The organism is Pseudomonas sp. DD1, from assembly GCF_044510355.1.
GTDB lineage: Bacteria > Pseudomonadota > Gammaproteobacteria > Pseudomonadales > Pseudomonadaceae > Aquipseudomonas > Aquipseudomonas shahriarae.
The window spans coordinates 16,793-43,064 of sequence record NZ_MSAJ01000022.1; the positions used below are offsets into that span (position 1 = coordinate 16,793).

20 protein-coding genes are annotated in these 26,272 nt (G+C 61.6%); 14 read left to right on the forward strand and 6 right to left on the reverse strand.

Going from position 1 to position 26,272, the window contains the following annotated elements; genetic code table 11:
• Positions 1 to 46: 46 nt before the first annotated feature.
• Positions 47 to 1,984 carry a BCCT family transporter gene (locus PSFL_RS13345; protein WP_232545555.1) on the reverse strand — a complete coding sequence of 646 codons (1,938 nt, stop codon included), beginning with the start codon at positions 1,982 to 1,984 and terminating at the stop codon, positions 47 to 49.
• A gap of 378 nt (positions 1,985 to 2,362) precedes the next feature.
• On the opposite strand from PSFL_RS13345, the gene betI reads away from it, so the two are divergent.
• The 11 genes from betI to yccS all read left to right on the forward strand — a co-directional run bounded on the left by betI (position 2,363) and on the right by yccS (position 18,013).
• Positions 2,363 to 2,956 (forward strand): transcriptional regulator BetI, encoded by a 594-nt coding sequence (betI, locus tag PSFL_RS13350; RefSeq protein WP_057440248.1) that lies wholly within the window; start codon positions 2,363 to 2,365, stop codon positions 2,954 to 2,956.
• A 111-nt stretch (positions 2,957 to 3,067) separates the two neighbouring features.
• Positions 3,068 to 4,540, forward strand: a complete 1,473-nt coding sequence (gene betB / locus PSFL_RS13355) for a betaine-aldehyde dehydrogenase (RefSeq protein WP_397470164.1) — start codon at positions 3,068 to 3,070, stop codon at positions 4,538 to 4,540.
• 124 nt (positions 4,541 to 4,664) lie between these two features.
• Entirely contained in the window at positions 4,665 to 6,365 is a 1,701-nt protein-coding gene (gene betA / locus PSFL_RS13360; protein WP_057440344.1) for a choline dehydrogenase, read from the forward strand.
• Between the two features lie 246 nt (positions 6,366 to 6,611).
• Positions 6,612 to 7,307, forward strand: coding sequence for an RraA family protein (locus tag PSFL_RS13365; protein ID WP_029297314.1), 696 nt, complete (start codon positions 6,612 to 6,614; stop codon positions 7,305 to 7,307).
• Positions 7,308 to 7,434: 127 nt separating this feature from the next.
• Positions 7,435 to 8,877 (forward strand): TldD/PmbA family protein, encoded by a 1,443-nt coding sequence (locus PSFL_RS13370; RefSeq protein ID WP_057440247.1) that lies wholly within the window; start codon positions 7,435 to 7,437, stop codon positions 8,875 to 8,877.
• A complete protein-coding gene (locus tag PSFL_RS13375) occupies positions 8,877 to 10,193 on the forward strand; it encodes a TldD/PmbA family protein (protein WP_057440246.1) in 1,317 nt (438 codons plus the stop codon). The genes PSFL_RS13370 and PSFL_RS13375 overlap by 1 nt, the downstream gene beginning before the upstream one ends.
• Positions 10,194 to 10,448: 255 nt before the next feature.
• Positions 10,449 to 11,339: an alpha/beta fold hydrolase gene (locus PSFL_RS13380; protein WP_057444320.1), complete on the forward strand. Its 891-nt coding sequence runs from the start codon at positions 10,449 to 10,451 to the stop codon at positions 11,337 to 11,339.
• Positions 11,340 to 11,375: 36 nt separating this feature from the next.
• Positions 11,376 to 12,803, forward strand: a complete 1,428-nt coding sequence (mdtD, locus tag PSFL_RS13385; RefSeq protein ID WP_057960848.1) for a multidrug transporter subunit MdtD — start codon at positions 11,376 to 11,378, stop codon at positions 12,801 to 12,803.
• Positions 12,804 to 12,934: 131 nt separating this feature from the next.
• On the forward strand, positions 12,935 to 14,272 hold the full coding sequence (gene dbpA / locus PSFL_RS13390; RefSeq protein WP_232545553.1) for an ATP-dependent RNA helicase DbpA: 1,338 nt from the start codon (positions 12,935 to 12,937) through the stop codon (positions 14,270 to 14,272).
• A gap of 159 nt (positions 14,273 to 14,431) precedes the next feature.
• Positions 14,432 to 15,610, forward strand: coding sequence for an NAD(P)/FAD-dependent oxidoreductase (locus PSFL_RS13395; protein ID WP_397470165.1), 1,179 nt, complete (start codon positions 14,432 to 14,434; stop codon positions 15,608 to 15,610).
• A 219-nt stretch (positions 15,611 to 15,829) separates the two neighbouring features.
• Positions 15,830 to 18,013: a YccS family putative transporter gene (gene yccS / locus PSFL_RS13400; RefSeq protein WP_057440243.1), complete on the forward strand. Its 2,184-nt coding sequence runs from the start codon at positions 15,830 to 15,832 to the stop codon at positions 18,011 to 18,013.
• 78 nt (positions 18,014 to 18,091) lie between these two features.
• Here the strand turns inward: yccS and PSFL_RS13405 are convergent, their stop codons facing one another.
• Positions 18,092 to 18,829, reverse strand: coding sequence for an ABC transporter substrate-binding protein (locus PSFL_RS13405; protein WP_057440242.1), 738 nt, complete (start codon positions 18,827 to 18,829; stop codon positions 18,092 to 18,094).
• Between the two features lie 257 nt (positions 18,830 to 19,086).
• Here PSFL_RS13405 and PSFL_RS13410 point away from each other — a divergent pair, with 257 nt between their 5' ends.
• A complete protein-coding gene (locus PSFL_RS13410; RefSeq protein ID WP_115129179.1) occupies positions 19,087 to 19,539 on the forward strand; it encodes a GNAT family N-acetyltransferase in 453 nt (150 codons plus the stop codon).
• A gap of 96 nt (positions 19,540 to 19,635) precedes the next feature.
• On the opposite strand, the gene PSFL_RS13415 is transcribed toward PSFL_RS13410, so the two are convergent.
• Genes PSFL_RS13415 through PSFL_RS13425 form a run of 3 tightly spaced genes read right to left on the reverse strand, consistent with a single transcriptional unit; the run spans position 19,636 to position 22,619 of the window.
• Complete coding sequence (locus tag PSFL_RS13415; protein WP_038444032.1) at positions 19,636 to 19,932, reverse strand: helix-turn-helix domain-containing protein; 297 nt, start codon at positions 19,930 to 19,932, stop codon at positions 19,636 to 19,638.
• A 17-nt stretch (positions 19,933 to 19,949) separates the two neighbouring features.
• Positions 19,950 to 20,456 (reverse strand): M48 family metallopeptidase, encoded by a 507-nt coding sequence (locus PSFL_RS13420; RefSeq protein ID WP_057440240.1) that lies wholly within the window; start codon positions 20,454 to 20,456, stop codon positions 19,950 to 19,952.
• Positions 20,457 to 20,498: 42 nt separating this feature from the next.
• The gene (locus tag PSFL_RS13425; RefSeq protein WP_057440239.1) at positions 20,499 to 22,619 is read right to left on the reverse strand and encodes a bifunctional diguanylate cyclase/phosphodiesterase; all 2,121 of its coding nucleotides are present in this window, start codon (positions 22,617 to 22,619) and stop codon (positions 20,499 to 20,501) included.
• A gap of 318 nt (positions 22,620 to 22,937) precedes the next feature.
• On the opposite strand from PSFL_RS13425, the gene PSFL_RS13430 reads away from it, so the two are divergent.
• Both PSFL_RS13430 and alr read left to right on the forward strand, forming a co-directional pair.
• Positions 22,938 to 23,603 carry a polysaccharide lyase family 7 protein gene (locus tag PSFL_RS13430; protein WP_057440238.1) on the forward strand — a complete coding sequence of 222 codons (666 nt, stop codon included), beginning with the start codon at positions 22,938 to 22,940 and terminating at the stop codon, positions 23,601 to 23,603.
• Between the two features lie 131 nt (positions 23,604 to 23,734).
• Entirely contained in the window at positions 23,735 to 24,964 is a 1,230-nt protein-coding gene (gene alr / locus PSFL_RS13435) for an alanine racemase (RefSeq protein ID WP_057440237.1), read from the forward strand.
• Positions 24,965 to 25,145: 181 nt separating this feature from the next.
• On the opposite strand, the gene fba is transcribed toward alr, so the two are convergent.
• Positions 25,146 to 26,210, reverse strand: a complete 1,065-nt coding sequence (fba, locus tag PSFL_RS13440) for a class II fructose-bisphosphate aldolase (RefSeq protein WP_029297347.1) — start codon at positions 26,208 to 26,210, stop codon at positions 25,146 to 25,148.
• Between the last annotated feature and the right edge of the window lie 62 nt (positions 26,211 to 26,272).

Genomic DNA, 26,272 nt, shown 5'->3' on the forward strand with positions numbered 1-26,272 from the left:
ATTTTGACCAGATGGTGTCAGTGACGACACCACCCGCCTTCAACCATCAGCTATAGACACGGCCAAGGAGCTGCCGATGGCTTTCAAACTGATCGAGCACATCCCGGGTGATCTGCTCCTGGGTGAAGCCCATCAGGTCGTACTCCTGGCCGCCGTTGTGCAGGTAAACCTCGGCGCGGTAGTAGCGCGCACGCTCCTCGTCGGCCTCGATCGACTCACTCGGCGCCGCCAGGTAGCCGTCCAGGCTCACCTCGTAGACAAACGGGTTGCCTTCCATCTCGATCCGCACGCCAATGCAGCGCTTGGATTTACCCAGCAGCGTCTGCACATCCAGCCCTTGGGCGCGCAGGGCCACAGCGGCTTCTTCCAGCGCCGGGGTGACCTTCTTGTCCATAAAGCGCTGCACCACGGCCTGGCTCGGCTGCAGGTCCTGGGCAGTCAGGCGCTCGCTGAAACCACGACGGCCGCGTTCGGCCAATTGCGCCTGCTCCTGTTCGATGGCCACGTCCTGGCGCATGGCTTTGTGCAAACCGAACATAAAGAAGATCAGCACCACCGAGAACGGCAAGCCCGCCAGCACCACCATGGTCTGCATGGCTTCAAAGTTGCCAGCAAACAGCAAGCCGATGGTCACCAGGGTGATCACCGCCGACCAGAAGATCCGCAGCCAGTGCGGCGCATCCTCATCCACGTTGCCACCTTTGCACGACAGGTTGGCCATCATCACCGCGCCGGAATCCGCCGGCGTCAGGAACAGCACAAAACCCACAAAGATCGACACGCCGATCACCACTTTCGACGCCGGGTAGTACTCCAGCAACTGGTAGATCGCCATGGAGGGTTGCTCCAACGCGGTCTTGCCCAGCTCCACGGCGCCATGGTTGAGCACCAGGTCCAGGGCCGAGTTGCCGAAGATCGACAGCCACGCCAGGGTAAAGCCCAGCGGGATCAGCAGCACGCCCGCCACCAGTTCGCGCACCGTACGGCCACGGGAAATACGCGCGATGAACATGCCCACGAACGGTGCCCAGGAAATCCACCAGGCCCAGTAGAACAGGGTCCACAGGCCCATCCAGCGCTCGGACTTCTCACCATCGCCTTCGTACACGTAGAGGTCGAAGGTTTTCAGCACCAGACCGTTCATGTAGTCGCCGATGTTCTGCACAAAGCCGTTGAGCAGGTGCAGGGTCGGGCCAAACAGCAGCACAAAAATCAGCAGGCCGCTGAACAGCACGATGTTCAGGTTGGACAAGCGACGAATGCCGTTCTCCACGCCCGACACGGCGGCGATGGTCGCCACGGTGCTCATCACGATGATCACGATCAGCAGGTTGGTGTTGCTGTGCTCCATGCCGAACAGGTTTTCCAACCCGGACGACACTTGCATCGAACCAATCCCCAGGTTTGTCACCAGACCCAGCAGGGTCACGAACATGCCGAAGCCGTCCACCGCGTGACCCGCCGCGCCTTTGACCCAACGCTCGCCCATCAATGGGTACAGCGCCGAACGCAGGGCCAGCGGCTGGTTATGGCGGTAGGCGAAGTACGCCACGGCCAGGCCGACCAGCGCGTAGATCGCCCAGCCATGCAGGCCCCAGTGCAGGAAGGTCAGCTGCAACGCCTGGCGCGCAGCCATATGGGTGGCGGCGGCGCCTTCGGGCGGGTTGAAGTAATGGTCCAACGGCTCGGACGCGCCGAAGTACAGCAACGAAATGCCGATGCCCGAGGAGAACAACATGCCGGCCCAGGCGCCGTAACTGAAGTCCGGGGTATCAGCCTTGCTGCCCAGCTTCAGTTTGCCGTAGGACGAAAACGCCAGACCCACCACAAATACCAGGTAGGCGGCGATGACCACCATGTAATACCAGCCAAAGCTTTTCGAGAGCCAGGTCTGGGCGACTCCCAGCATTCTGCCGGCCTCTTGCGGGGCGATGATCAGAACGGCGGTCAACAACAGGATCAACGCGGTAGAGGTGTAGAACACCCAACCGTTGACCCGCACTTTTTCCGGTGGGGTCTTTATTAGAGAGGCAGAACTCATGGCACAGAGGCTCCGGGCAGTGCGAGAGAGGACACAAGGCAGCGCTTGACCCACGCCATCGATTTTTCGGCAGTCGACGGACGGGTGTTATAAAGACATCCCGAAAAACCCCAGACCCCAGCAACGCGCTGTCATGGGCTGTTTCAAGGGTTTTTACGGATGTCAGATGCGTCTGCCGACACGTAGGAAATACCTGTAGGCAGCGACCATTTGTCGCAGATCTTATTCTTTGTTGATTGAACGTTCAATCAAAACAAAATAGACTGGCCTTCACGCCGACGAACGTTTACGCCCGTTGGCAGGCCTAAGGAGAGGTGCTACATGCCCAAGGTCGGTATGCAACCCATACGCCGCCAGCAGTTGATCGAAGCCACATTGACGGCCATAGATCAGGTCGGGATGGGGGATGCCAGCATTGCGCTGATCGCCCGTTTGGCCGGCGTCTCGAACGGCATCATCAGTCACTACTTTCAGGACAAGAACGGCCTGATCGCCGCAACGATGCGGTACCTGATGAATGTGCTGATCGAGAATGTCCACGAACGCCGGCAGGCATTGAAGGAAGACACCCCGCGGGCGCACCTTCAAGTGATTATCGGCGGCAACTTCGACGCCAGCCAGGTCAACGGCCCGGCAATGAAAACCTGGCTGGCCTTCTGGGCCACCAGCATGCACCACCCGTCTTTGCACAGGTTGCAGCGGATCAACGATCACCGCCTGTATTCCAACCTGTGCTGCCAGTTCCGCCGTGTGCTGCCGCTGGAAGATGCACGCAGCGCAGCCCGAGGCCTGGCGGCCTTGATCGACGGTTTGTGGTTGCGCGGCGCCCTGTCGGGAGACGCTTTCGACACGGAGCAGGCGCAACGGATCGCTTACGAATACATGGATTTCCAATTGGCCAAGCAGGTGAGTTAGAGCACACATAAACGCTCAACCCCTGAACGGCTACTGAACGGTGTTGCCAGAACCTTATGGCTGCACCTTTTGGTGGTTAACGCCAACCACTTATGCACTTGCGAGGACTTTATGGCCCGTTTCGAACTGCAAAAACTCTACATTGACGGCGGCTACAGCGGCGCTGGCAGCGATGCCACCTTCGAAGCCATCAACCCGGCTAACGGTGAAGTTCTCGCCAACGTGCAACGCGCCACATTCGAAGACGTTGAGCGTGCGGTGGTCAGCGCCGAAAAGGGCCAGAAAATCTGGGCCGCCATGACCGCCATGGAGCGTTCGCGCATCCTGCGTCGCGCCGTGGAAATCCTGCGCGAGCGCAATGATGAACTGGCGGCCCTGGAAACCCTGGACACCGGTAAATCCTTCTCTGAAACCAAGTACGTCGACATCGTCACCGGCGCCGATGTGCTGGAATACTACGCAGGCCTGGTGCCCGCCATCGAAGGCGAGCAGATCCCGCTGCGTACCACCTCGTTCGTCTACACCCGCCGCGAGCCGCTGGGCGTGGTCGCCGGTATCGGCGCGTGGAACTACCCGATCCAGATTGCCCTGTGGAAGTCCGCCCCAGCCCTGGCTGCCGGCAACGCGATGATCTTCAAGCCAAGCGAAGTCACCTCGCTGACCACCCTGAAGCTGGCCGAAATCTACACCGAAGCTGGCGTGCCGGATGGCGTGTTCAACGTTCTGACCGGTAGCGGCCGTGAAGTCGGCACCTGGCTGACCGAGCACCCACGCATCGAGAAAATCTCCTTCACCGGCGGTACCGACACCGGCAAGAAGGTCATGGCCAGCGCTTCGAGCTCCTCGCTCAAAGACGTCACCATGGAACTGGGCGGCAAATCCCCGCTGATCATTTTCGACGACGCCGACCTGGATCGCGCCGCCGACACCGCGATGATGGCCAACTTCTACAGCTCCGGCCAGGTCTGCACCAACGGTACCCGTGTGTTCATTCCAAAGCACCTGCAAGCCGCCTTTGAAGCCAAGATCGTTGAGCGTGTTGCGCGCATCCGCGTTGGCAACCCAGAAGACGAAAACACCAACTTCGGCCCACTGGTCAGCTTCGCCCACATGGAAAGCGTGCTGGGCTATATCGCCAAGGGCAAGGAAGAAGGCGCACGCCTGCTGTGCGGCGGCGACCGCCTGACCGACGGCGACTTCGCCAAGGGCGCATTCGTGGCACCGACCGTGTTCACTGACTGCACCGACGACATGACCATCGTGCGTGAAGAAATCTTTGGCCCAGTGATGAGCATCCTCACCTACGAGACCGAAGAAGAAGTGATCCGTCGTGCCAACGACACCGACTTCGGCTTGGCCGCTGGTCTGGTGACCAAGGACCTGAACCGCGCCCACCGCGTGATTCATCAGTTGGAGGCGGGTATCTGCTGGATCAACGCCTGGGGCGAGTCCGACGCGAAGATGCCGGTTGGCGGCTACAAGCAGTCGGGTGTTGGCCGTGAGAACGGCATCAGCTCGCTGAACAACTTCACCCGCATCAAATCGGTACAGGTTGAGCTGGGCGACTACGCCTCGGTGTTCTAAACCCGAGTTCTGTATTGCCTGCGGGGCCGCTATCGAGGGCGAGCCCGGCTCCCACATTTTGATTGTGGGAGCTGGCTTGCCTGCGATGGGGCCCGACCTGACCAACTCCAAAGAGGGTGCATTTATGTCCCAAGAATACGACTACATCATTGTGGGTGCCGGCTCCGCCGGTAACACCCTGGCGACCCGTCTGACCGAAGACGAAGGCGTCACCGTTTTGCTGCTGGAAGCCGGTGGCCCCGACTACCGCCTGGACTTCCGCACCCAGATGCCCGCCGCCCTGGCATTCCCGCTGCAAGGCCGCCGCTACAACTGGGCCTACGAAACCGATCCAGAGCCACATATGGACGGCCGTCGTATGGAATGTGGTCGCGGCAAGGGCCTGGGTGGCTCGTCGCTGATCAACGGCATGTGCTACATCCGTGGCAACGCCATGGACTACGACAACTGGGCAAAACTGCCAGGCCTGGAAGACTGGAGCTACCTCGACTGCCTGCCGTATTTCCGCAAGGCCGAAACCCGCGACATCGGCCCGAACGACTACCACGGTGGCGAAGGTCCGGTCAGCGTGACCACGCCTAAAGCCGGTAACAACCCGCTGTTCCACGCCATGGTTGAAGCTGGCGTGCAGGCCGGTTACCCGCGTACCGAAGACTTGAACGGCTACCAACAGGAAGGTTTCGGCCCGATGGACCGTACCGTGACGCCGAACGGCCGTCGCGCCAGTACCGCCCGTGGCTACCTGGACACCGCCAAGAAGCGCTCGACCCTGACCATCGTCACCCATGCCCTGGCCGACAAAGTGTTGTTCGAAGGCAAGCGTGCGGTCGGCGTGCGTTACCTGATCGGTGCCGCCGAAGAGCGTGTTGAAGCCCGCGCGCGCAAGGAAGTGCTGGTGTGCAGCGGCGCCATCGCCTCGCCGCAATTGCTGCAACGTTCCGGTGTAGGCCCGGCCAAACTCCTGGAAAGCCTCGACATCCCGGTGGTCCACGACCTGCCAGGCGTCGGTGAAAACCTGCAGGATCACCTGGAGCTTTACCTGCAATACGCCTGCACCCAGCCGGTCTCGCTGTACCCGTCGCTGCTCTGGTACAACCAGCCAGCCATTGGTGCCGAATGGCTGTTCAACGGCACCGGCATCGGCGCCAGCAACCAGTTCGAAGCGGGCGGTTTTATCCGCACCCGTGAAGAATTCGAGTGGCCGAACATCCAGTACCACTTCCTGCCGGTCGCGATTAACTACAACGGCAGCAACGGTGTGAAAGAGCACGGTTTCCAGGCGCACATGGGCTCCATGCGTTCGCCGAGCCGTGGCCGTGTGCAAGTGAAGTCGAAGAACCCACGGGACTACCCGAGCATCCTCTTCAACTACATGGCCACCGAGCAGGACTGGCAGGAGTTCCGCGATGGCATCCGCCTGACCCGTGAAATCATGCAGCAGCCGGCACTGGACGCGTTCCGTGGCCGTGAAATCAGCCCGGGCATCGACGTGCAAACCGACGAGCAACTGGACAAGTTCATCCGCGAGCACGCCGAAACCGCGTTCCACCCGTCCTGCTCGTGCAAGATGGGCACCGACGAAATGGCTGTGGTCGATGGCGAAGGCCGCGTGCATGGCATGCAGGGCCTGCGGGTGGTCGATGCTTCGATCATGCCGATCATCACCACCGGCAACCTGAACGCGCCAACCATCATGATCGCCGAAAAAATCGCCGACAAGATGCGTGGCCGCCAGTTGCCGCGCAGCACCGCGGACTACTACGTGGCCGGCGATGCGCCGGTGCGTGGCAAGCCGTTGCGTGAAGTGGGTCCGACCGCGCAGTAACCGCTACACCGCGGCGCTCTTATCGCAGGCAAGCCCGCTCCCACATTTGAACGTATTCACACATCAAAATGTGGGAGGGGGCTTGCTCCCGATGAGACCCGACCAGCCAACACCCATCTTCCCAGACTCTTCCTACACTGCCCCGCCCTTGATCCCACCCCCCGCGCCGGCCTAATCTAGTCCCTCGCGCAAACGTTTCACCTTCCTACCGACACGCCGGCTTCTGCCTGGCCACGAGGCTTTCTCATGTTTGATGTCGTTTCTTCGAGCAAATGGCCTACCGGCTTCCTGATCAATCCAAACGTTGAACCGCTGGACCCGAAATGGCTGAAGGAATTCAGCAAGATCCCGGCGGCGGCCGTCAGCGACTGCCTGGGCCGTAACGTCGGTGGCCTGGGCCTGAAAGCCTTCCACGGCAATGCACCAATGCTCGGCAGCGCCCTCACTGTGCGGGTGCGCCCCGGTGACAACCTGATGATTCTCAAAGCCATGCAGATGGCCCGCCCGGGCGATGTGCTGGTGATCGACGGCAGCGCCGACCTGACCCGCGCGGTGTTCGGCGGCATCATGCGCGCCATGGCCCTGAAGGCTGGCATTGTCGGTGTGGTGATCAACGGCGCCCTGCGCGACCTCGACGAATGGCAGACCGGCGAACTGCCGGCCTACGCCATCGGCGGCGTACACCGTGGCCCGAGCACTGACGGCGGCGGCGAGATCAACGTGCCGATCTCCTGCGCTGGCATGCTGGTAGCCCCTGGCGACCTGATGATCGGCGATGGCGACGGCGTGGTCGCCGCCTCGCGCAGCGAACTGCCGGAATTGCTGGTGCGCTGCCATGACCTGCTGGCCCGCGAGAAAGCCACACTGGCTGCCATCGAAGCCGGCACCCTGGACCCTGACCGCTTTGACGCCATCCTGCGCGCCAAGGGTTGCCCGGTCTAAAGCCAAGGCAAAAGCATCGCAGGCAAGCCAGCTCACACATTTTGATTTGTGAGCACATTCAAAAGGTGGGAGCTGGCTTGCCTGCGATGGGGCCCTCAAAGCCATCACCGCCCACAAGGAAGGCCCCATGTTCGACAAACACCCGCAACTCAAACAACATTTCGCCGCCCTGCGCACCCGCGCCGAATTCTTCTCCCTGCGCTACGTGCGCGAGTCCGGCCAGTACCTGTCGGTGCGCAAGAATGTCGCCGAACCGCCGCACCTGGGCCGCGACGAAGGCGCCATGCTCACCGTGCGCCTCAACGGTGTCGAAGCCTACGCGGCCACCCACGATATTTCCCTGGCCGGCCTGCAAGCGGCCCTCGAGCGTGCCGAACAACAGGCCCGGCGTATCAAGCCCCACGCCCTGCTCGACCTGCGCGACCAGCCGGTGTCCAGCGACATCGCCGACTACCTGTCGCCAGAGCTCGACCAAGCCTTCCCGTCCCTGAGCGACTGCTACCAACTGCTCGGCGCAGAGTCAGCGGCCGTGCCCAGGGACGAGCGCCTGGTAAACTGGGAAGTCAGCCTGGGCACCACCCACGTTGAACAGATCTACCTCAACAGCGCCGGCGCGCAACTGCGACAGGCCCAGCGTTTTGTGTTCCCCGGCGTCAATGTGACCGCCTACCACGGCAACGACAGCCAGACCCGCACCCTGGGCGGCAGCAACTTTGGCCAGCAGGGCGGCTTTGATGTGATCAGCCGCTTCGGCCTGGTAGGCGCCGCGCCACGGGTGGCCGACGAGGCCCTGCAACTGCTGCTGGCCCCCAACACGCCCCAGGGCCCGCGGAACCTGCTGTTGATGCCCGACCAGATGATCCTGCAGATCCACGAATCCATCGGCCACCCGCTGGAGCTGGACCGCATTCTCGGTGACGAGCGCAATTACGCCGGCACCAGCTTCGTCAAGGCCAGCGACTTCGGGCACCTGCAATACGGCTCCAACCTGCTCAACGTGACCTTTGACCCGGACATTCCCGAGCAACTGGCCAGCTACGCCCATGACGACGACGGCACGCCCGCCAACAAGCAGTTCCTGATCCGTAACGGCCTGCTGCTCAAGCCCCTGGGCGGGGCGCTGTCGCAGTACCGCTCGGGCATGGGCGGCGTAGCCAACAGCCGCGCCAGCAGTTGGAACCGCGCGCCCATCGACCGCATGGCCAACCTCAATATCGAGGCTGGCGACCAGAGCCTGGCGCAACTGATCGGCGGCATCGAGCACGGCATCCTGATGTCGACCAACCGTTCCTGGTCGATCGACGATGCGCGCAACAAGTTCCAGTTCGGCTGCGAGTGGGGCCAGTTGATCGAGAACGGCGAACTCAAGGGCGTGGTGAAGAACCCCAACTACCGGGCGATTTCCGCGCAGTTCTGGCGCAAGCTCAGTGCCGTGGGCGATGCCAGCACCTTCAAGGTGCTGGGCACGCCCAACTGCGGCAAGGGCGAGCCGAACCAAGTGATCCGCGTCGGCCATGCATCGCCGGCGTGTGTCTTCAGCGATGTGGATGTGTTTGGGGGAGACGCCTGATGAAGGCTTTCAAGGACCTGGTGGAATGGCTCAAGCAAGCCATCGCCGATGGGGAACAGTTTCATCTGGGCTACGCGGCGGAGTCGTCCGAATTCGTGCGTTTCAACCACGCCAAGGTGCGCCAGGCCGGCCAGGTACAGCAGGCCAGCGTCAACCTCAAGCTGATCAACGATGGCCGGCACGCCGACCTGGCCATCACCCTGGCCGGCACCCCCGAGGTGGACCGCCAGCGCCTGGCCGAGGGCCTGCAGCAATTGCGCGACACCTTGCCCTTGCTGCCCAAAGATCCTTACCTGCTGCTCAATCACACGGCCTGGCAAAACAGCAGCGAGCAGGCCCAGGCGCTGCCGGACCTCGATCAAGTCCTGGGCGAAATCAGCCAGGGCGCCCAAGGTTTCGACCTGGTCGGCATCTATGCCGCCGGGCCGATCAGTCGCGGGTTCGCCAGCTCGTCGGGGGCTTTTGGCTGGCACCAGGCCAATAGCTTCAACTTTGATTTCAGCCTGTTCCATGCCAATGGCGAAGCGGTCAAGGCCAGCTACGCCGGCGATGCCTGGGACAGCGCGGCATTTGCCCAGCGCTTGCAGCAAGCCCGCGAACAACTGGAGTTTCTTGGCCGGCCCTTGCACACCCTGGCGCCCGGCCAATACCGCGCCTACCTGGCACCGGCGGCCATGGAGGAAATCATCGGCATGCTCGCCTGGGGTGGTTTTTCTGCGCAGGCCATCGCCAGCAAGGGCAGCCCGTTGCAGCGCCTGTATGCCGGCGACCAGGCCCTGAGCCCGCTGGTGGGCATGGGCGAACAGATCACCGGTTCCCTGAGCCCGGCGTTTTCCCGGGACGGTTACCCGCGCAACGACGTGACCTTGATCGCCAATGGCCAGGCGCAAGGGCAACTGGTCAACTCGCGCAGCGCCGCCGAATACGGCTTGAGCACCAACGGCGCCAGCGGCGATGAGTCCCCCAGCGCCTTGCAGATGGCCGCCGGCAGCCTGGCCCAGGCCGATATCCTCAAGCAACTGGGCACCGGCCTGTACATCAGCAACCTGTGGTACCTGAACTACTCCGACCAGCCGGCGGCGCGCCTGACGGGCATGACCCGCTTCGCCACGTTTTGGGTCGAAGACGGCGAGATCAAGGCACCGGTCAGCACCATGCGCTTTGACGATAGCGTCTACCACCTGCTGGGGTCGCAGTTGGAAGCGCTGACCGCCGAGCGCGAGTTACTGCTGTCGGCCAGCACCTATGGCGAACGCAACACCTCGTCCAACCTGCTGCCGGGCGCGTTGGTAAAACGCCTGACCCTGACCTTGTAAACGCCCGGCTTGTGCTGTGGCGAGGGGGCTTCTCGCCACAACAAGCGCGCGCCTTGCCACAATTTAAGCTGGCTCCTACAGGGGAATACCCTGGGTTCTGATGAACCTTCCCTGGCAGCATCCCGTTGGTTGGCGGACTGTTGTCGACGCTCGAAAACCTCGTTATAACGGTTAGTGGCATCCCGCCACTCTCAACCCATTTGTTCGCAAATGATGCATGACCTCGCCCGGGACTGGGCGAGCCGGAGCGTTGACATGTACCAAGGAAGTTTTGTCATTGATAAGTTGTTCAAGCACTACAACGTTCACGTAGAGCAATTGGGTAACGATCCGCAACGCAAGACCGTGCTGTTGGTCAACGGCGCGCTGTCCACCACCCGCTCATTCGCCCGCACTAGCAAGTGCCTGGCCGAGCATTTCAATGTGTTGATGTTCGACTTGCCGTTTTCCGGCTATTCGCGCCCCCACAACACTGATCTGGACCTGGTGACCAAGGACGACGAAGTCGAGATCCTGCGGGCGCTGGTGGAGCGTTTCCAGGTCAACCACCTGGTGTCGGCCTCCTGGGGTGGCATCTCGACCCTGCTGACCCTGGCGCACAACCCGCCTTCCATCGAAAGCTCGGTGGTGATGGCCCTGGCACCCAATCTCAACCCGGCAATGCTCGAATATGTGGAGCGGGTGCGGGTGCTGATCGAGGCCGATGACAAGTCTGCCGTCGGCCACTTGCTCAATGAGACCGTCGGCAAATTCCTCTCCAGCCGGCTCAAGCGCAATAACCATCGGCACCTGTCGACCATGGCCACCACCGAGTACCGCCAGGCGCGCTTTCATATTCATCAGGTGCTTGCCCTGGGCGATGGCAACTACCTGCCGCAATTGCGCCAGATCGAAACCCCGGTGCATTTTCTCAACGGCACCCTGGACGAATACACCCCGGCCAATGAAGCCCAACTGTTCAAGCAATACGTGGGCCGCAGCAGCTTTGCCAGCGCCGAGCACACCGGCCATTTGCTCGACCTGGAGTCGCGGGAGGCGGCGCTGGCGGTGCATCGCGCGCTGATCGACTTCCTGGTGGGCAAGGACGTGGCCATCGCTGATATAGACGAACCGCCAGTGGGAAAATCGGCAGAGGTTGGCGCATAATCGGCAACCCATAGCCTGCTAACAAAAAGGGATCTCATGCCGAATCGTGTCGTGCTCGATGCCAAGACCGCCCGCTGGTTACCCTGGGTGGTAGCGATTGCCTTCTTCATGCAGTCGCTCGACGGCACGATTCTCAACACGGCACTGCCCGCCATGGCCGAGGACCTGGCGGAAAACCCGCTGCGCATGCAGGGCGTGATCATCGCCTACATGCTCACCGTGGCCTTGCTGATCCCGGCCTCGGGCTGGATCGCCGACCGTTTCGGCACCAAGAAGATTTTCTTCGGCGCGATCATGCTGTTCAGCATCGGCTCGCTGCTGTGCGCCCTGTCCAGCAGCCTGAGCATGCTGGTGGGCGCACGGGTGATCCAGGGTCTGGGCGGCGCGCTGATGCTGCCGGTGGGCCGGCTGGTGGTGCTGCGCGCCTACCCGCGCTCGGAGCTGGTGCGGATCATGGGTTTTATCACCATTCCCGGCCTGCTCGGCCCCCTGCTCGGCCCGACCATGGGCGGCTGGATGGTGCAGTACCTGACCTGGCACTGGATTTTCCTGATCAACCTGCCGGTGGGCATGATCGGCTGCTACGCCGTGTGGAAATTCATCCCCGACCTGCGCGGCAGCGAGCGTACTCGCTTCGACAGCCTGGGCTTTTTGCTGTTTGGCGCGGCAATGGTGCTGATCACCATTGCCATGGAAGGCCTGGGCGAGCTGCACCTGCCGCACTTGCGCGTGATGTTGCTGCTGTTCGGCGGCATGGCGTGCCTGGCGGCCTACTGGCTGCGCGCCGGGCATATCGAAAACCCACTGTTCTCGCCGGTGCTGTTCAAGACCCGGACCTTTGCCGTGGGCATTCTCGGCAACCTGTTCGCGCGCCTGGGCAGCGGCGCCCTGCCGTTCCTCGTGCCGTTGCTGCTGCAGATCGCCCTGGGTTACTCGCCGTCCCAGGCCGGGATGAGCATGCTGCCCCTGGCGGCAGCGGCGATGGTCGCCAAGTCGGTCGCCCGGCCGTTGATCGAACGCCTGGGCTATCGCGTCGTGCTCACCGGCAACACCCTGCTGCTGGGCATGATGCTGGCGAGCATGGGCCTGGTCAGCGAACAGACGCCCTACCCGCTGTTGCTGGCGATGCTCGCGGTACTGGGGGCGATCAACTCCCTGCAATTTACCGCGATGAACACCGTGACCCTGATCGACCTCGACGATGCCCAGGCCAGCAGCGGCAACAGTCTGCTGTCGGTGGTGGCGCAACTGGCCCTGAGCCTGGGGGTGGCCTGCGCCGGTGCCCTGCTTGGCGGGTTTACTGCCCAAGCCGGTAACGATGGGGTCAACACCGTGCTTGAGGCGTTCCAGTTGACGTTTCTCACCGTGGGCATCATGGCGATGCTGGCGGCGGCGATCTTCTTGCAATTGTCGCCAAAAGACGGCAAACGAGTGGTCAGCCGCGAGCACGACATTGAGCATTAGGCGGCGTCTCGTCTAGAACTTGCAGGGAAATTCCCACGGGGCTGGTACACTGCGCGACATTTTGTTTTTGCAGAGCCTGTCCCGTGACCACCATCGCCACCGCTTTTAATACTTTGCCGCTCTCCGCCGCCATGCTGGCTAACCTTGACTCGCTGGGTTATGCCGAGATGACGCAGATCCAGGCGCAAAGCTTGCCGGTGATCCTCAAGGGGCTGGACCTGATCGCCCAGGCCAAGACCGGCAGCGGCAAGACCGCCGCCTTCGGCATCGGCCTGTTGAACCCGATCAACCCGCGCTACTTCGGTTGCCAGGCCCTGGTGATGTGCCCGACCCGCGAGCTGGCTGACCAGGTGGCCAAGGAAATCCGCCGCCTGGCCCGCGCCGAAGACAACATCAAGGTGCTGACCCTGTGCGGCGGCGTGTCCCTCGGCCCGCAGATTGCTTCCCTGGAGCATGGCGCCCACGTCATCGTCGGCACCCCGGGCCGCATCCAGCAACACCTGCGCAAGGGTTCGCTGGTGCTGGACGGTTTGAACACGCTGATCCTCGATGAAGCCGACCGCATGCTCGACATGGGTTTCTACGACGCCATCGAAGACATCATCAGCAAGACCCCGGCCCGTCGCCAGACCCTGTTGTTCTCGGCCACCTACCCGGTGAGCATCAAGCAACTGGCCTCCAAATTCATGCGCGCGCCGCAGCAGGTCAAGGCCGAAGCGTTCCACTCCGATGAGCAGATCGAGCAGCGTTTCTACGAAATTTCCCCGGAAGAACGCATGGACGCGGTGACCAAGGTGCTGTCGCACTTCCGTCCGGCCTCTTGCGTGGCCTTCTGCTTTACCAAGCAGCAAGTGCAGGAAACCGTGGATCACCTGACCGCCAAGGGCATTTCTGCAGTCGGCCTGCATGGCGACCTGGAACAGCGCGACCGTGACCAGGTGCTGGCAATGTTCGCCAACCGCAGTACTTCGGTACTGGTGGCCACCGACGTGGCGGCCCGAGGCCTGGACATTGACTCGCTGGACATGGTGATCAACGTCGAACTGGCCCGCGATTCGGAAATCCACATTCACCGCGTCGGCCGTACCGGGCGTGCCGGTGAGACCGGGATCGCCATCAGCCTGGTGGCGCCGTCCGAGGCACACCGTGCCCAGGCCATCGAACTGCTGCAAAAGGCCCCGCTGAACTGGGATCAACTGAGCAACCTCAAATCCCAGGGCGGCGCGCCACTGCTGCCGGTGATGAGCACCTTGTGCATTGCTGCCGGTCGTAAAGACAAGGTCCGCCCAGGCGACATCCTCGGCGCGCTGACCGGTGAAGCCGGGATCCCGGGCGCCCAGGTGGGCAAGATCGCGATCTTTGACTTCCAGGCCTATGTGGCAGTGGAACGCAGCGTCGCCAAGCAGGCGTTGCAGCGTTTGAATGACGGCAAGATCAAGGGCCGCTCGTTGCGCGTGCGGATCCTGTAAAGCTCTTCGATTCAATGGAGATCCAATGTGGGAGCGGGCTTGCTCGCGAATGCGGTGTACCAGTCGCCAGATGGGTTGGCTGACAGTCCGTATTCGCGAGCAAGCCCGCTCCCACATTTCTGATTGCATTTGAGATCAATATTTTGTGAGGACACCGTTTTGCGCTCGACCGAAGTTGTGATCATTGGCGCTGGCGCCGCAGGCTTGATGTGCGCGCTGACCGCCGCCGGGCGTGGGCGCAAGGTGATGTTGATCGACCATGCGAACAAGGCCGGCAAGAAGATCCTGATGTCCGGCGGTGGCCGCTGTAACTTCACCAATATGTACACCGAGCCTGCCAACTTCCTCTCGCACAATGCGCACTTCTGCAAATCCGCCCTGGCCCGCTACACCCAGTGGGATTTCATCGGGCTGGTGGCCAAGCATGGCGTGCCGTACCACGAGAAGAAGCTCGGCCAGCTGTTCTGCGATAACAAATCCAGCGACATCCTCGGCATGCTGCTCGACGAATGCATCCAGACCGGCGTGAGCCTGCACCTGGACACCTCGATCCAGGAGATCGCCAGGCTCGACAGCGGCTACCAACTGCAGACCACCCTCGGCGAGTTGCGCTGCGAGTCCCTGGTGATTGCCACCGGCGGCCTGTCGATTCCGACCCTGGGCGCCACCGGCTTTGGTTATCAGGTGGCCAAGCAGTTCGGTCATGAGCTGCTGCCAACCCGCGCAGGTCTGGTGCCGTTTACCATCACCGATCAGCTCAAGGAACTGTGTGGCGAGCTGTCCGGCACCTCGGTCGATTGCCTGGTCAGCTGCAACGACCAGAGCTTTCGCGAGAACATTTTGTTCACCCATCGCGGCCTGAGCGGGCCGGCGATTTTGCAGATCTCCTCGTACTGGGAGCCCGGCGACACGGTAGAAATCAACCTACTGCCCGACCACGACACCCACGCCTGGCTGCAACAGCAACAGGCCGAGCGCCCCAACAGCGAGCTCAAGACCCTGCTGGGCGAGATCTTCACCAAGAAGATGGCCAACCTGCTGGCCGAGACGTGGTTTGTGTCCAAGCCGATGAAGCAGTACACCCACGCCGAACTGGCAGATATCGCTACCAAGCTGGGCAGTTGGCAATTGGTCCCGGCCGGCACCGAGGGCTACCGCACCGCCGAAGTCACCCTGGGCGGGGTGGATACGCGGGAAGTGTCGTCCAAGACCATGGAGTCGCTGAAAAGCCCCGGCCTGTACTTTATCGGCGAAGTGCTGGATGTGACCGGGCACCTGGGCGGGTTCAACTTCCAGTGGGCCTGGGCTTCGGGGTATGCGGCGGCGCAGTACGCCTGAACGGTAATGTGATCAACTGTGGGAGCGGGCTTGCTCGCGAATACGGTGGGTCAGTCAGCTCATTCAGCGACTGACACTCCGCATTCGCGAGCAAGCCCGCTCCCACATTTTGATGGGGTGTGCCAAAACAATTTTTGCTTATGAATGTGATCGCCACGCTTGCCGTGACGTCATTACTGGCTCAATTTAGCGGCATCGTCCCGGAAGACCCCAGACTTCATGTCCTCGACCTCGTTCAAGCAGTCCATGCGGCGCCTTTGGGCACTGGATAAGTTCAGTTACAGCGTACGGGTGTTTATCGCCCTCACCGGCAGCATGGCGCTGTGCTGGTATCAGGATGAAATGTCGCTGCTGATCCCGCTGTTCCTGGGGATTATCGCCAGCGCCCTGGCCGAAACCGATGACAGCTGGCAGGGCCGCCTCAATGCGCTGGCGGTGACGCTGGTGTGTTTCAGCGTGGCGGCGCTGTCGGTGGAGTTGCTGTTTCCCTACCCGTGGATTTTTGCCATCGCCATCGCCCTGGCGAGTTTCTGCCTGACCATGCTCGGCGCCCTGGGCGAGCGTTATGGCGCCATTGCCTCGGCCACTTTGATTCTGTCGGTCTACACCATGATCGGCGTGGACCAGCGCGGCGGCGCCGTCACCGACTTCTGGCACGAACCCTTGCTGCTGGTAGCCGGTGCCGCCTGGTACGGCGCGCTGTCGGTGCTGTGGCAGGCAATGTTTTCCAACCAGCCGGTGCAACAGAGCCTGGCCCGGCTGTTTCGCGAGCTGGGGCGTTACCTCAAGCTCAAGTCATCGCTGTTCGAGCCCATTCGCCAACTGGACGTCGAAGCGCGGCGCCTGGAGCTGGCGCAACAAAATGGCCGGGTGGTGGCGGCGCTCAATGCGGCCAAGGAAATCATCCTGCACCGTGTCGGCAATGGCCGGCCTGGTTCCAAGGTCAGTCGCTACCTCAAGCTGTACTTCCTGGCCCAGGACATCCACGAGCGCGCCAGTTCCTCCCACTACCCCTACAACGCCCTGGCCGAAGCCTTCTTCCACAGCGATGTGCTGTTCCGTTGCCAGCGCCTGCTGCGCCAGCAAGGCAAGGCCTGCCAGGCCCTCGCCGAGTCGATCCAGCTGCGCCAGCCGTTTGTCTATGACGCCAGCTTCGCCGAGGCCCTGGGCGACCTGAATGCCTCCCTCGAACACCTGCGCATCCAGAGCAACCCGGCCTGGCGTGGCCTGCTGCGTTCGTTGCGCGCGCTGGCGGCCAACCTGTCGACCCTCGACCGCCTGCTCAGCGACGCCAGCAACCCCGACAGCCTGGCAGATGCCAGCGACAGCAGCCTGCTGGACCGCTCGCCGCGCAACCTCAAGGAAATGTGGACGCGCCTGCGTACCCAACTGACCCCGACTTCGCTGCTGTTCCGTCACGCCCTGCGCCTGCCCCTGGCGCTGAGTGTCGGCTACGGCATGGTGCATTTGATCCACCCGTCCCAGGGCTACTGGATCATCCTCACCACCCTGTTCGTCTGCCAGCCCAACTACGGCGCCACGCGGCGCAAGCTTGGCCAGCGGATCGTCGGCACGGCCATCGGCCTGACGGTGGCCTGGGCCCTGTTCGATCTGTTCCCTAACCCCTTGGTGCAGTCGATGTTCGCCATCGCCGCCGGGCTGGTGTTCTTTATCAACCGCACCACCCGCTACACCCTGGCCACCGCCGCCATTACCCTGATGGTGCTGTTCTGCTTCAACCAGGTGGGCGATGGGTATGGGCTGTTCCTGCCGCGCCTGTTCGATACCTTGCTCGGCAGCCTGATCGCCGGGCTGGCGGTGTTCCTGTTCCTGCCGGACTGGCAAGGCCGACGCCTGAACAAAGTGCTGGCCAACACCCTGACCTGCAACAGCATCTACTTGCGCCAGATCATGCAGCAATATGCCGCCGGCAAGAGCGACGACCTGGCCTACCGCCTGGCCCGGCGCAATGCGCACAATGCCGACGCCGCGCTGTCCACCACCCTGGCCAATATGCTGATGGAGCCGGGGCACTTCCGTAAGGAAGCCGACGTTGGCTTCCGCTTCCTGGTGCTGTCCCACACCTTGCTCAGTTACCTGTCGGGGCTGGGTGCCCACCGCGACACCCAACTGCCGGCCGATGTGCGTGAGCACCTGATCGAAGGCGCGGGCAAGACCCTCGCCACGAGCATCGACGAAATCGCCAGTGGGTTGGCGAACAAACAGCCGATTGCGGTGCAGAGCGATGCCGAGGAAGCGCTGGCAGTGGAGCTGGAGCAGATGCCGGATGAGATCGACGAAGCACAGCGCCTGGTGCAGACGCAGTTGGCATTGATCTGTCGGCAACTGGGGCCGTTGCGCACGCTGGCGGCGCATTTGATCAAGGAAACCAGTGCGGCTTAGAGCCCTATCGCGAGCAAGCCCGCTCCCACATTTTGATCTGCGAATACGGGCATGCTCGCGATGGCGACCTCAAGAACACTACATCCCGTGTTGCTTGAGAAGACGCGCATAACTGCCATCTGCCTTCATCCGGGCAATCTCCCGATCAAACCCCGCAACAATCTGCTCATGCCTGGGGTTTTTCAGGCTGACCAGAATATGCAGGCTGTTCTCACTCAAGGTCTTGGGCAGGAATTCCACCGCGTTGCGCACCCTGGGTGATTCCCGCGCCAGGTGAAAACGCGCGACATACTCATCCTCGACCGTCAGCCGCACGCGCCGGGCCGCGAGCATGCGCACGGCCATGGCGAAGTTATGCACCGGGACTTTTTGCAGTTGGGGATCGGCATCGAACTCGGCCGAATAGGCGTAGCCGCGTACCACGGCGACGGGATAGTCATGCAGTTGCTGCAGGTTCTGGAACTCGATGGGATCATCACGGCGCTTGATAAAACGCACGCGGTTGAGCAGGTACTCGTCGGAAAACTGCCCCAACTGTGTACGCGCCTCGTCGTACCAGGCATTGATCAACACGTCATAACGCCCGTCGCCCACCCCCATCAACGCCCGCGCCCACGGCACTTGCTCGAAATCGCTGGCAAAGCCGGCACGCGCCAGGGCGGTGCTGACGATATCGGTGGCCAGCCCGCCATTGAGCAGGGTTGCATCGGTAAACGGCGGCCATGCATCTGCCACCAGGCGCAAACGTTCTGCGGCCACCGTCGGGACCAGCAACAGCAATACCAGCAAAGCAACGGCACGAGACAGTCGCAGCATGCTTAATGTCCTTGCACAGCGGGCAGTTCCTTGCGGGCAATGGCGTCTGGAAGAACAATGCCCAGGCACCTGACTGTAGCTTATCGCTCGCGGTGTACAGCAGATTACACAAAGAACTGAACCGCGAAAGCACTCAATGATGGCAAATTGACGCCATTCACAAAAAATAAGGTTTCACAGGTGTTTATGCCACCCCCCAAGACAGTTGCCGGCCAGGGCATTACTATCCAGGCTAGGTCTTTATGCGAGATGGAACGATGACTGTCGATTGGGTTTGCAAGCACCACAATGATCTGGGCAAGGAACAGCTCTACGCCATTTTGCGTCTGCGGGCAGAGGTATTTGTCGTCGAGCAGAAATGCATCTACCAGGACATCGACGATCAGGATCTGGAGGGCGACACCCACCACCTGATGGCCTGGAAGGACAACCAATTGGTGGCTTACCTGCGCCTGCTGGACCCGGAGCTGCATGGCGGTGACGTGGTAATCGGCCGCGTGCTGGTGGCCGAGGCAGCCCGGGGCACTGGCCTGGGCCACCAGATGCTGGAGGAAACCCTCAAGCAGATCGACGATACCTGGCCGCAGACACCGATTTTTCTTTCAGCCCAGGCGCATTTGCAGGGGTACTACGGCAGATACGGGTTCAAGGTCGAGGGTGAGGAATACCTGGAGGATGATATTCCGCATATTGGGATGCGGCGCGCTTGAGGATGCTATCGCGGGCAAGCCCGCTCCCACAGGTTGATTGCGGTCAAATGTGGGAGTGGGCTTGCCCGCGATAGCGTCAGGCCTGCCAACCCAGTTTCAGGGATAACCCAACACCTGCTTGACCTGCACCAGGTTGCGCTCGATCCAGCCACGGTCAATCGCCCCCCAATCGCGAATCCGATAGCGCCCGGCATGATTGCGGGCGCCGTCTTCCTGCTCGAACTCGCAGACGATATCCAGGTCCGCCAATGCGGCGATGGTGTCCTGGGCCGTGCGCCGGGGCATGCCGGTCACTTCGGTCAACGCCGGGACGCTGCTGGCCAATTGGCTGTCGATCAGATACGCCACATACAGGCGGCGGTAGAAACTGCTCTTGGTCTTGCTCACATCCATGCTCGCTTCCTCTTGGTTCAATCCCGCGCTGCGCCCTGCAAGTCGCGATAGGTCAGGTACACCCGCAGGTCGAATTCCACCTGATGGTAGCCGGGCAACATATATTCGCAGAGTTTGTAGAACGCCTTGTTGTGGTCCGATTCCTTGAAGTGCGCCAGCTCGTGGACAACGATCATCTTCAGGAACTCCGGCGCCGCGTCCTTGAACAACGCGGCGATGCGGATCTCTTTCTTGGATTTGAGATTGCCGCCCTGCACCCGCGAAATCGTGGTGTGCAGGCCCAGGGCGCGATGGGTCAGGTCCAGGCGGTTGTCGAACAGCACTTTGTCGATGGCCGGTGCATTGCGCAGGTGCTCCTGCTTCAGGGCCAGGGCGTAGCTGTACAGCGCCTTGTCACTCTGCACCGCATGGCGCTCGGGGTAACGCTGGTGCAGGTAGTCGCCCAATTGATCCTTGGCGATCAATTGGCGCACTTGCTCTTGCAGGGCGGCGGGATAGGCCTGGAGGTATTTCAGCGCAGTCATGGGTTCGAACGGCAGGGGCGTGAGACCGCCAGTGTAGCGAATTCAGCAGGGGCCTGCGCGCAGCGCGAAAGGCTGCGGCCACTGGGAAATATCGTCGGCCATCAGCGACGGGGCCACCAGCGGGCCCTGGATGAATTGGCAGCCATTGGCCTGCAGCCAGTGGCATTGCTCAAGGGTTTCCACGCCCTCGGCAATCACCAGCAAGCCGAAGTGCCCACACAGCTCGATAATACTGCGAGCCAGCGCGGCCTCCCGTGGCGAGTTGAGTACGCGGGCAACCAGGCCGGGGTCGAGCTTGAGCGTGTCGAACTCCAGGTCACGCAGATGCGCCAGGGAGCAGTTGCCCGAGCCAAAGTCATCGAGGGCTATTCGCACCCCCAGGCGCCGGAGTTGCTTGAGCTGCTTGGTGGACTCTTCGATATTGTGCATCAGGCTTTCTTCAGCTATTTCCACTTCCAGTTGCCGCCCCTGCAACCCATGTCGCTCCAGTGCCTGCTGCAGCTGGGTCGCCAGGTTGGGCATATTGAACTGGCTGCTACTCAGGCTCACGCTTAGCACCCAGTCGTCACTCATGACCGGGGCCCAGGCCTGTCGCGCCAGTGCCACCTGGTGGAAAATCCAACTGCTGAGCTGACTGATCAGACGCGCCTCCTCCAGCAAGGGCAGGAACAACCCGGGCGGCACATCGCCGACACTCGGGTGCTGCCAGCGCAACAAGGCTTCGACCCCGCGCAAGTGCCCGTCCACCAGGGACACCTGGGGTTGGTACACCAAGGTCACCTGCTTATGGTCGATGGCCTCGCGCACACTGCTTTCAAGCATCAGGCGCGAGCGGGCCCGGCCGTTCATTTCCTGATCGTAATAGCGATATTGCTGACGCCCGGCGCGCTTGGCTTCGTACATGGCGATATCGGCGGCGCGCAGCAGGCCGCTCAGGTCACGGCCGCAATCGGGGAAGATGGCAATGCCGATACTGACCCCCAGCATCACCTCCAGGCCGTCCACTTGCTGGCAGATCGACACCCGCTCGATCAACTGTTCGGCAAGCTTGGCAGCCTGCTCCGGGTATTCCAGTTCCAGCAACGCGACGAACTCATCCCCACCAAGGCGGCCAAGAATGTCGCAACTGCGCAGGCACAGCGCCAATTGCTCCGAGACCCAACGCAGTACCCGGTCGCCGGCATCGTGCCCTACGGAATCATTGACCCGCTTGAAGCCATCCAGGTCCATATACAGCAGCACCGTGGAATGCTCGCTGCGCTCGTTGCGCAACAGGATCGTCTCCACGGTCTGATAGAAACCACGCCGATTGAGCAAACCGGTGAGGGGGTCAGTGACGGCCTGGGACTCCAGTTGCTGATGCAGATGGCGCACTTGCGACATGTCCTGCACGGTCACCACCATGGCCTTCTGTTCGCGGGGCAAGGGCGCACAGGACATGGCCACCGGCAGTTGCTGGCCGGGCGCCGTGCGCAGGATCGCGTCGTGCAGGCGCCAGGTTTCACCGCGCAGGTAGCCGGTGTACAACTCGCAGGCAAACCAGTCGGGCATATGGGGTTTTTGCAGGAAGCCCAGGAACGCCTGGCCTTGCAACTCGCCCACCGTGGCGTTGAGCAGTCGCGAAATAGCCGGGTTGGCGTAGCTGATCACCCCGTCTTCGCCCACCACCAGGATGCCCTCGGCGGCGTTGTCGAGCACCGAGGCATTGAAGGCCCGGGCCAGCTCCAGGTCATGACTCAAGCGCTGCAAGGCCCGCCGGTTGCGCTGATGCTCCAGCAAGGCCTGGACCTTGGGCTTGAGGATCAGCGGGTCGAAGGGCTTGAACAGGTAGTCGATAGCGCCGCTGGCATAGCCCTCCAGCACTGCGGCGGGCGATTGCTCAGTGGCACTCAGGAAGATGATCGGGGTCATGCGGGTGCGCTGGCTGCCGCGCATCAAGCGCGCCACTTCGAAGCCGTCCATACCCGGCATCCGCACATCCAGCAGCACCAGGTCCACGTCAGTTTCGAGCAAAAGCCCCAGGGCCTCCTCGCCGGAGGCTGCCGTCACCACCTGCCAGTCGTCGCGCTGCAGGAGCGCGCGCATGCTGATCAGGTTTTCCGGGTAGTCATCGACCACCAGGAGCACTGAGCAGCCTTCGGCCGGGGTTGGAGCGCATTCCATGCTGCATCTCTTCCTTGAGGGTTCATTCCGGTCATTTTTGCGACAAAACCGGACATTCAATGTGGAGTCACTCTAGCCTTGGATCCCATAAAGCAGAAGGTGCGCCGATGCCATCATTGCGCCAAAGGCCACACAACCGACTAACGGTCAGCGCCTACAGCCCACGGATTACGGGAAGGATGGCTTTTTGACAGACCACTGGCGCCAATAAACCGCCATAAAATCATTAACAAACCGTTACCAGCCGCTTATAAAGAACGCGCCAGCCCTTGGGCCAAAGCCTTTTGACCCTTCTTTCGTACAGCAAAGGCGCACTCAATGATTGATCTGTCCACCTGGAACCTGAGCATCCCTGTTGGCACCCCGCCAGCCACCATCGACACCCCCAAACTGCTCAGTGGTTTCAATGGCAAATACTTCCAGGCCGAAGGCAGCAGCGTGCAATTCTGGTCCCCCGTCACCGGTACCCGTACCGAAAACGCCATCTACCCGCGCAGCGAACTGCGGGAAACCTATGCCGACGGCCGGCTGCGCAACTGGACCTACCCAGAGGCCGACAACTACCTGCGCGCCACCCTGGCCATCAACCAGGTGCCCTCCTCGGGCAAGATCGTGATCGGTCAGATTCACGCCTATGACAGCCAGAAACCGCTGGTCAAAGTCGAATACCAATACAAGGAAAAAACCCAGACCGGCAACATCGTCGCCAAGGTGCGCATGCGCCCCGATGACAGCAAAGGCCGGGTGATTATCGTGGCCGAGAATGTGCCCCTGCAGCGCAACTTCACCTACGTCATCCACCTGAACAAAGCCGGCCTGCTGAGCATCGAGGCCGCCAACGGCCAATGGAACGAACGCCTCGGTGCCGCCTGGGGCAAGAAGCCGTTGTACTTCAAGGCCGGCGTATATGTGCAAGACAACAGTGGCGACAGCAAGGAAGGCGGCAAGGTGACATTTGCCAAGCTGGATATTGATCACAACTGACAGTCTGATCATTCTCACGACGCTTTAGGACAGAACCGCGACCCTGGGTCTCGACTTTCTTGTAGGACAATTCGAGTATGGCGCCGCGCATGCGCAATGCTTACCTATAAGAAAGTCATGGAGACTCATCAATGCCCTTCACTCGCACCCTACTCGCCCTGTCCATGGGCATGGTTCTGCTGCAAAACCCGGCCTTCGCTGCCCCGCCCTTGTCGATGACCGACGGGGTGGCCCAGGTCAGTATCCAGGACAGCAACGCCTGGGTTGAGATCAGCAAAGCCGCGTTTGAACACAACATCCGTACCCTGCAAGCCAGCCTCGCCGACAAGTCGAAAATCTGCGCCGTGCTCAAGGCCGACGCCTACGGTCACGGCATTGGCCTGCTGATGCCATCGGTGATCAAGCTCGGCGTGCCTTGCGTGGGCGTGGCCAGCAATGAAGAAGCCCGCGTCGTGCGCGAAAGCGGCTTCAAGGGTCAACTGATCCGCGTGCGTACAGCCGCCCTGAGCGAACTGGAAGCGGCGCTGCCGTACAACGTCGAAGAACTGGTGGGCAACCTCGACTTCGCCGTGCGCGCCAGCCTGATCGCCGAACATCATGGCCGCCCGCTGGTGGTACACCTGGGCCTGAACTCCAGTGGCATGAGCCGCAATGGCGTAGAAATGACCACTGCCCAGGGCCGCCGCGACGCCGTAGCCATCACCAAGGTGCCGAACCTGGAAGTGAAGGCGATCATGACCCACTTCGCCGTCGAAGACGCCGCCGACGTACGCACCGGTCTCAAGGCCTTCAACGAGCAGGCCAATTGGCTGATCAACGTCGCCCAACTGGACCGCAGTAAAATCACCCTGCACGCGGCCAACTCCTTCGCCACCCTGGAAGTGCCCGAGTCCCGCCTGGACATGGTACGCCCCGGCGGCCTGCTGTTTGGCGACACCGTGCCGTCGTTTACCGAATACAAGCGGGTGATGCAGTTCAAATCCCACGTAGCCTCGGTCAACAGCTACCCGAAAGGCAACACCGTCGGCTACGACCGCACCTACACCCTGAAGCGCGATTCAAAACTGGCCAACATCACCGTGGGCTATTCCGACGGCTATCGCCGGGCGTTCACCAATAAAGGCATCGTGCTGATCAACGGGCATCGGGTGCCGGTGGTGGGCAAGGTGTCGATGAACACGCTGATGGTGGATGTGACGGATGTGCCAACCGTGAAGAGCGGGGATGAGGTGGTGCTGTTTGGCAAGCAGGGGAATGTCCAGACCACCCAGGCGGAGGTAGAGGATATCAATGGGGCGTTGTTGGCTGACCTTTATACGGTGTGGGGGAATTCAAACCCCAAAATACTGGTCGATAAATAAGCCGAACACCATCCAAATGTGGGAGCGGGCTTGCCCGCGATGAGGGCGTATCAGTCATCCATTTATCGACTGATACACCGCTATCGCGGGCAAGCCCGCTCCCACACTGGTTTGTAGGCGGCCTCAAATAGCGAGCACAAAAAACCCGCATCTCTGCGGGCTTTTTATTAACACCTGAGGCTTAGTTGACCTTAGCGTTCAACTCACCTTTCAAATACCGCTGATACATCGCTTCCAACGACACCGGCTTGATCTTCGAAGCATTACCGGCCGTGCCGAACGCTTCGTAACGCGCAATACATACATCACGCATCGCAGTCACAGTGGCGCCGAAGAACTTACGCGGGTCAAACTCGCTCGGGTTGGTGGCCATCAGGCGACGCATCGCACCGGTGGAAGCCAGGCGCAGGTCGGTGTCGATGTTGACCTTGCGCACGCCGTGCTTGATGCCTTCGACGATTTCTTCAACCGGTACTCCGTAGGTTTCTTTGATGTCGCCGCCGTACTGGTTGATGATCGCCAGCCATTCTTGCGGTACCGAGGAAGAACCGTGCATCACCAGGTGGGTGTTGGGGATGCGCTTGTGGATTTCCTTGATGCGGTCGATGGCCAGCACGTCGCCGGTAGGCGGCTTGGTGAACTTGTACGCGCCGTGGCTGGTGCCGATGGCGATGGCCAGGGCGTCGACCTGGGTGCGCTTGACGAAGTCAGCGGCCTCTTCCGGGTCGGTCAGCATCTGGCTGTGATCCAGCACGCCTTCGGCGCCGATCCCGTCTTCTTCGCCGGCCATGCCGGTTTCCAGGGAGCCCAGGCAGCCCAGCTCGCCTTCTACCGAAACGCCGCAGGCGTGAGCCAGGGCCACGGTTTGTTGGGTCACGCGCACGTTGTAGTCGTAGTCGGTCGGAGTCTTGCCGTCTTCGCCGAGGGAGCCGTCCATCATCACCGAGCTGAAGCCCAGTTGGATGGAGCGCTGGCATACGTCAGGGCTGGTGCCGTGGTCCTGGTGCATGCACACCGGGATGTGTGGAAATTCTTCGATTGCCGCGAGGATCAGGTGACGCAGGAACGGTGCGCCGGCGTATTTGCGGGCACCGGCCGAAGCCTGGACGATCACTGGGGAGTCGGTCTTGTCAGCGGCTTCCATGATGGCGCGCATCTGCTCAAGGTTGTTGACGTTAAAGGCTGGGACGCCGTAGCCGAACTCGGCTGCGTGGTCCAGCATTTGACGCATGCTGATAAGTGCCATTGTGTCTCTCTCCCGGTCGAGGGTCGTTAATCGTGCAAGCCTGCCGTAGCGGCGGCTGCTAT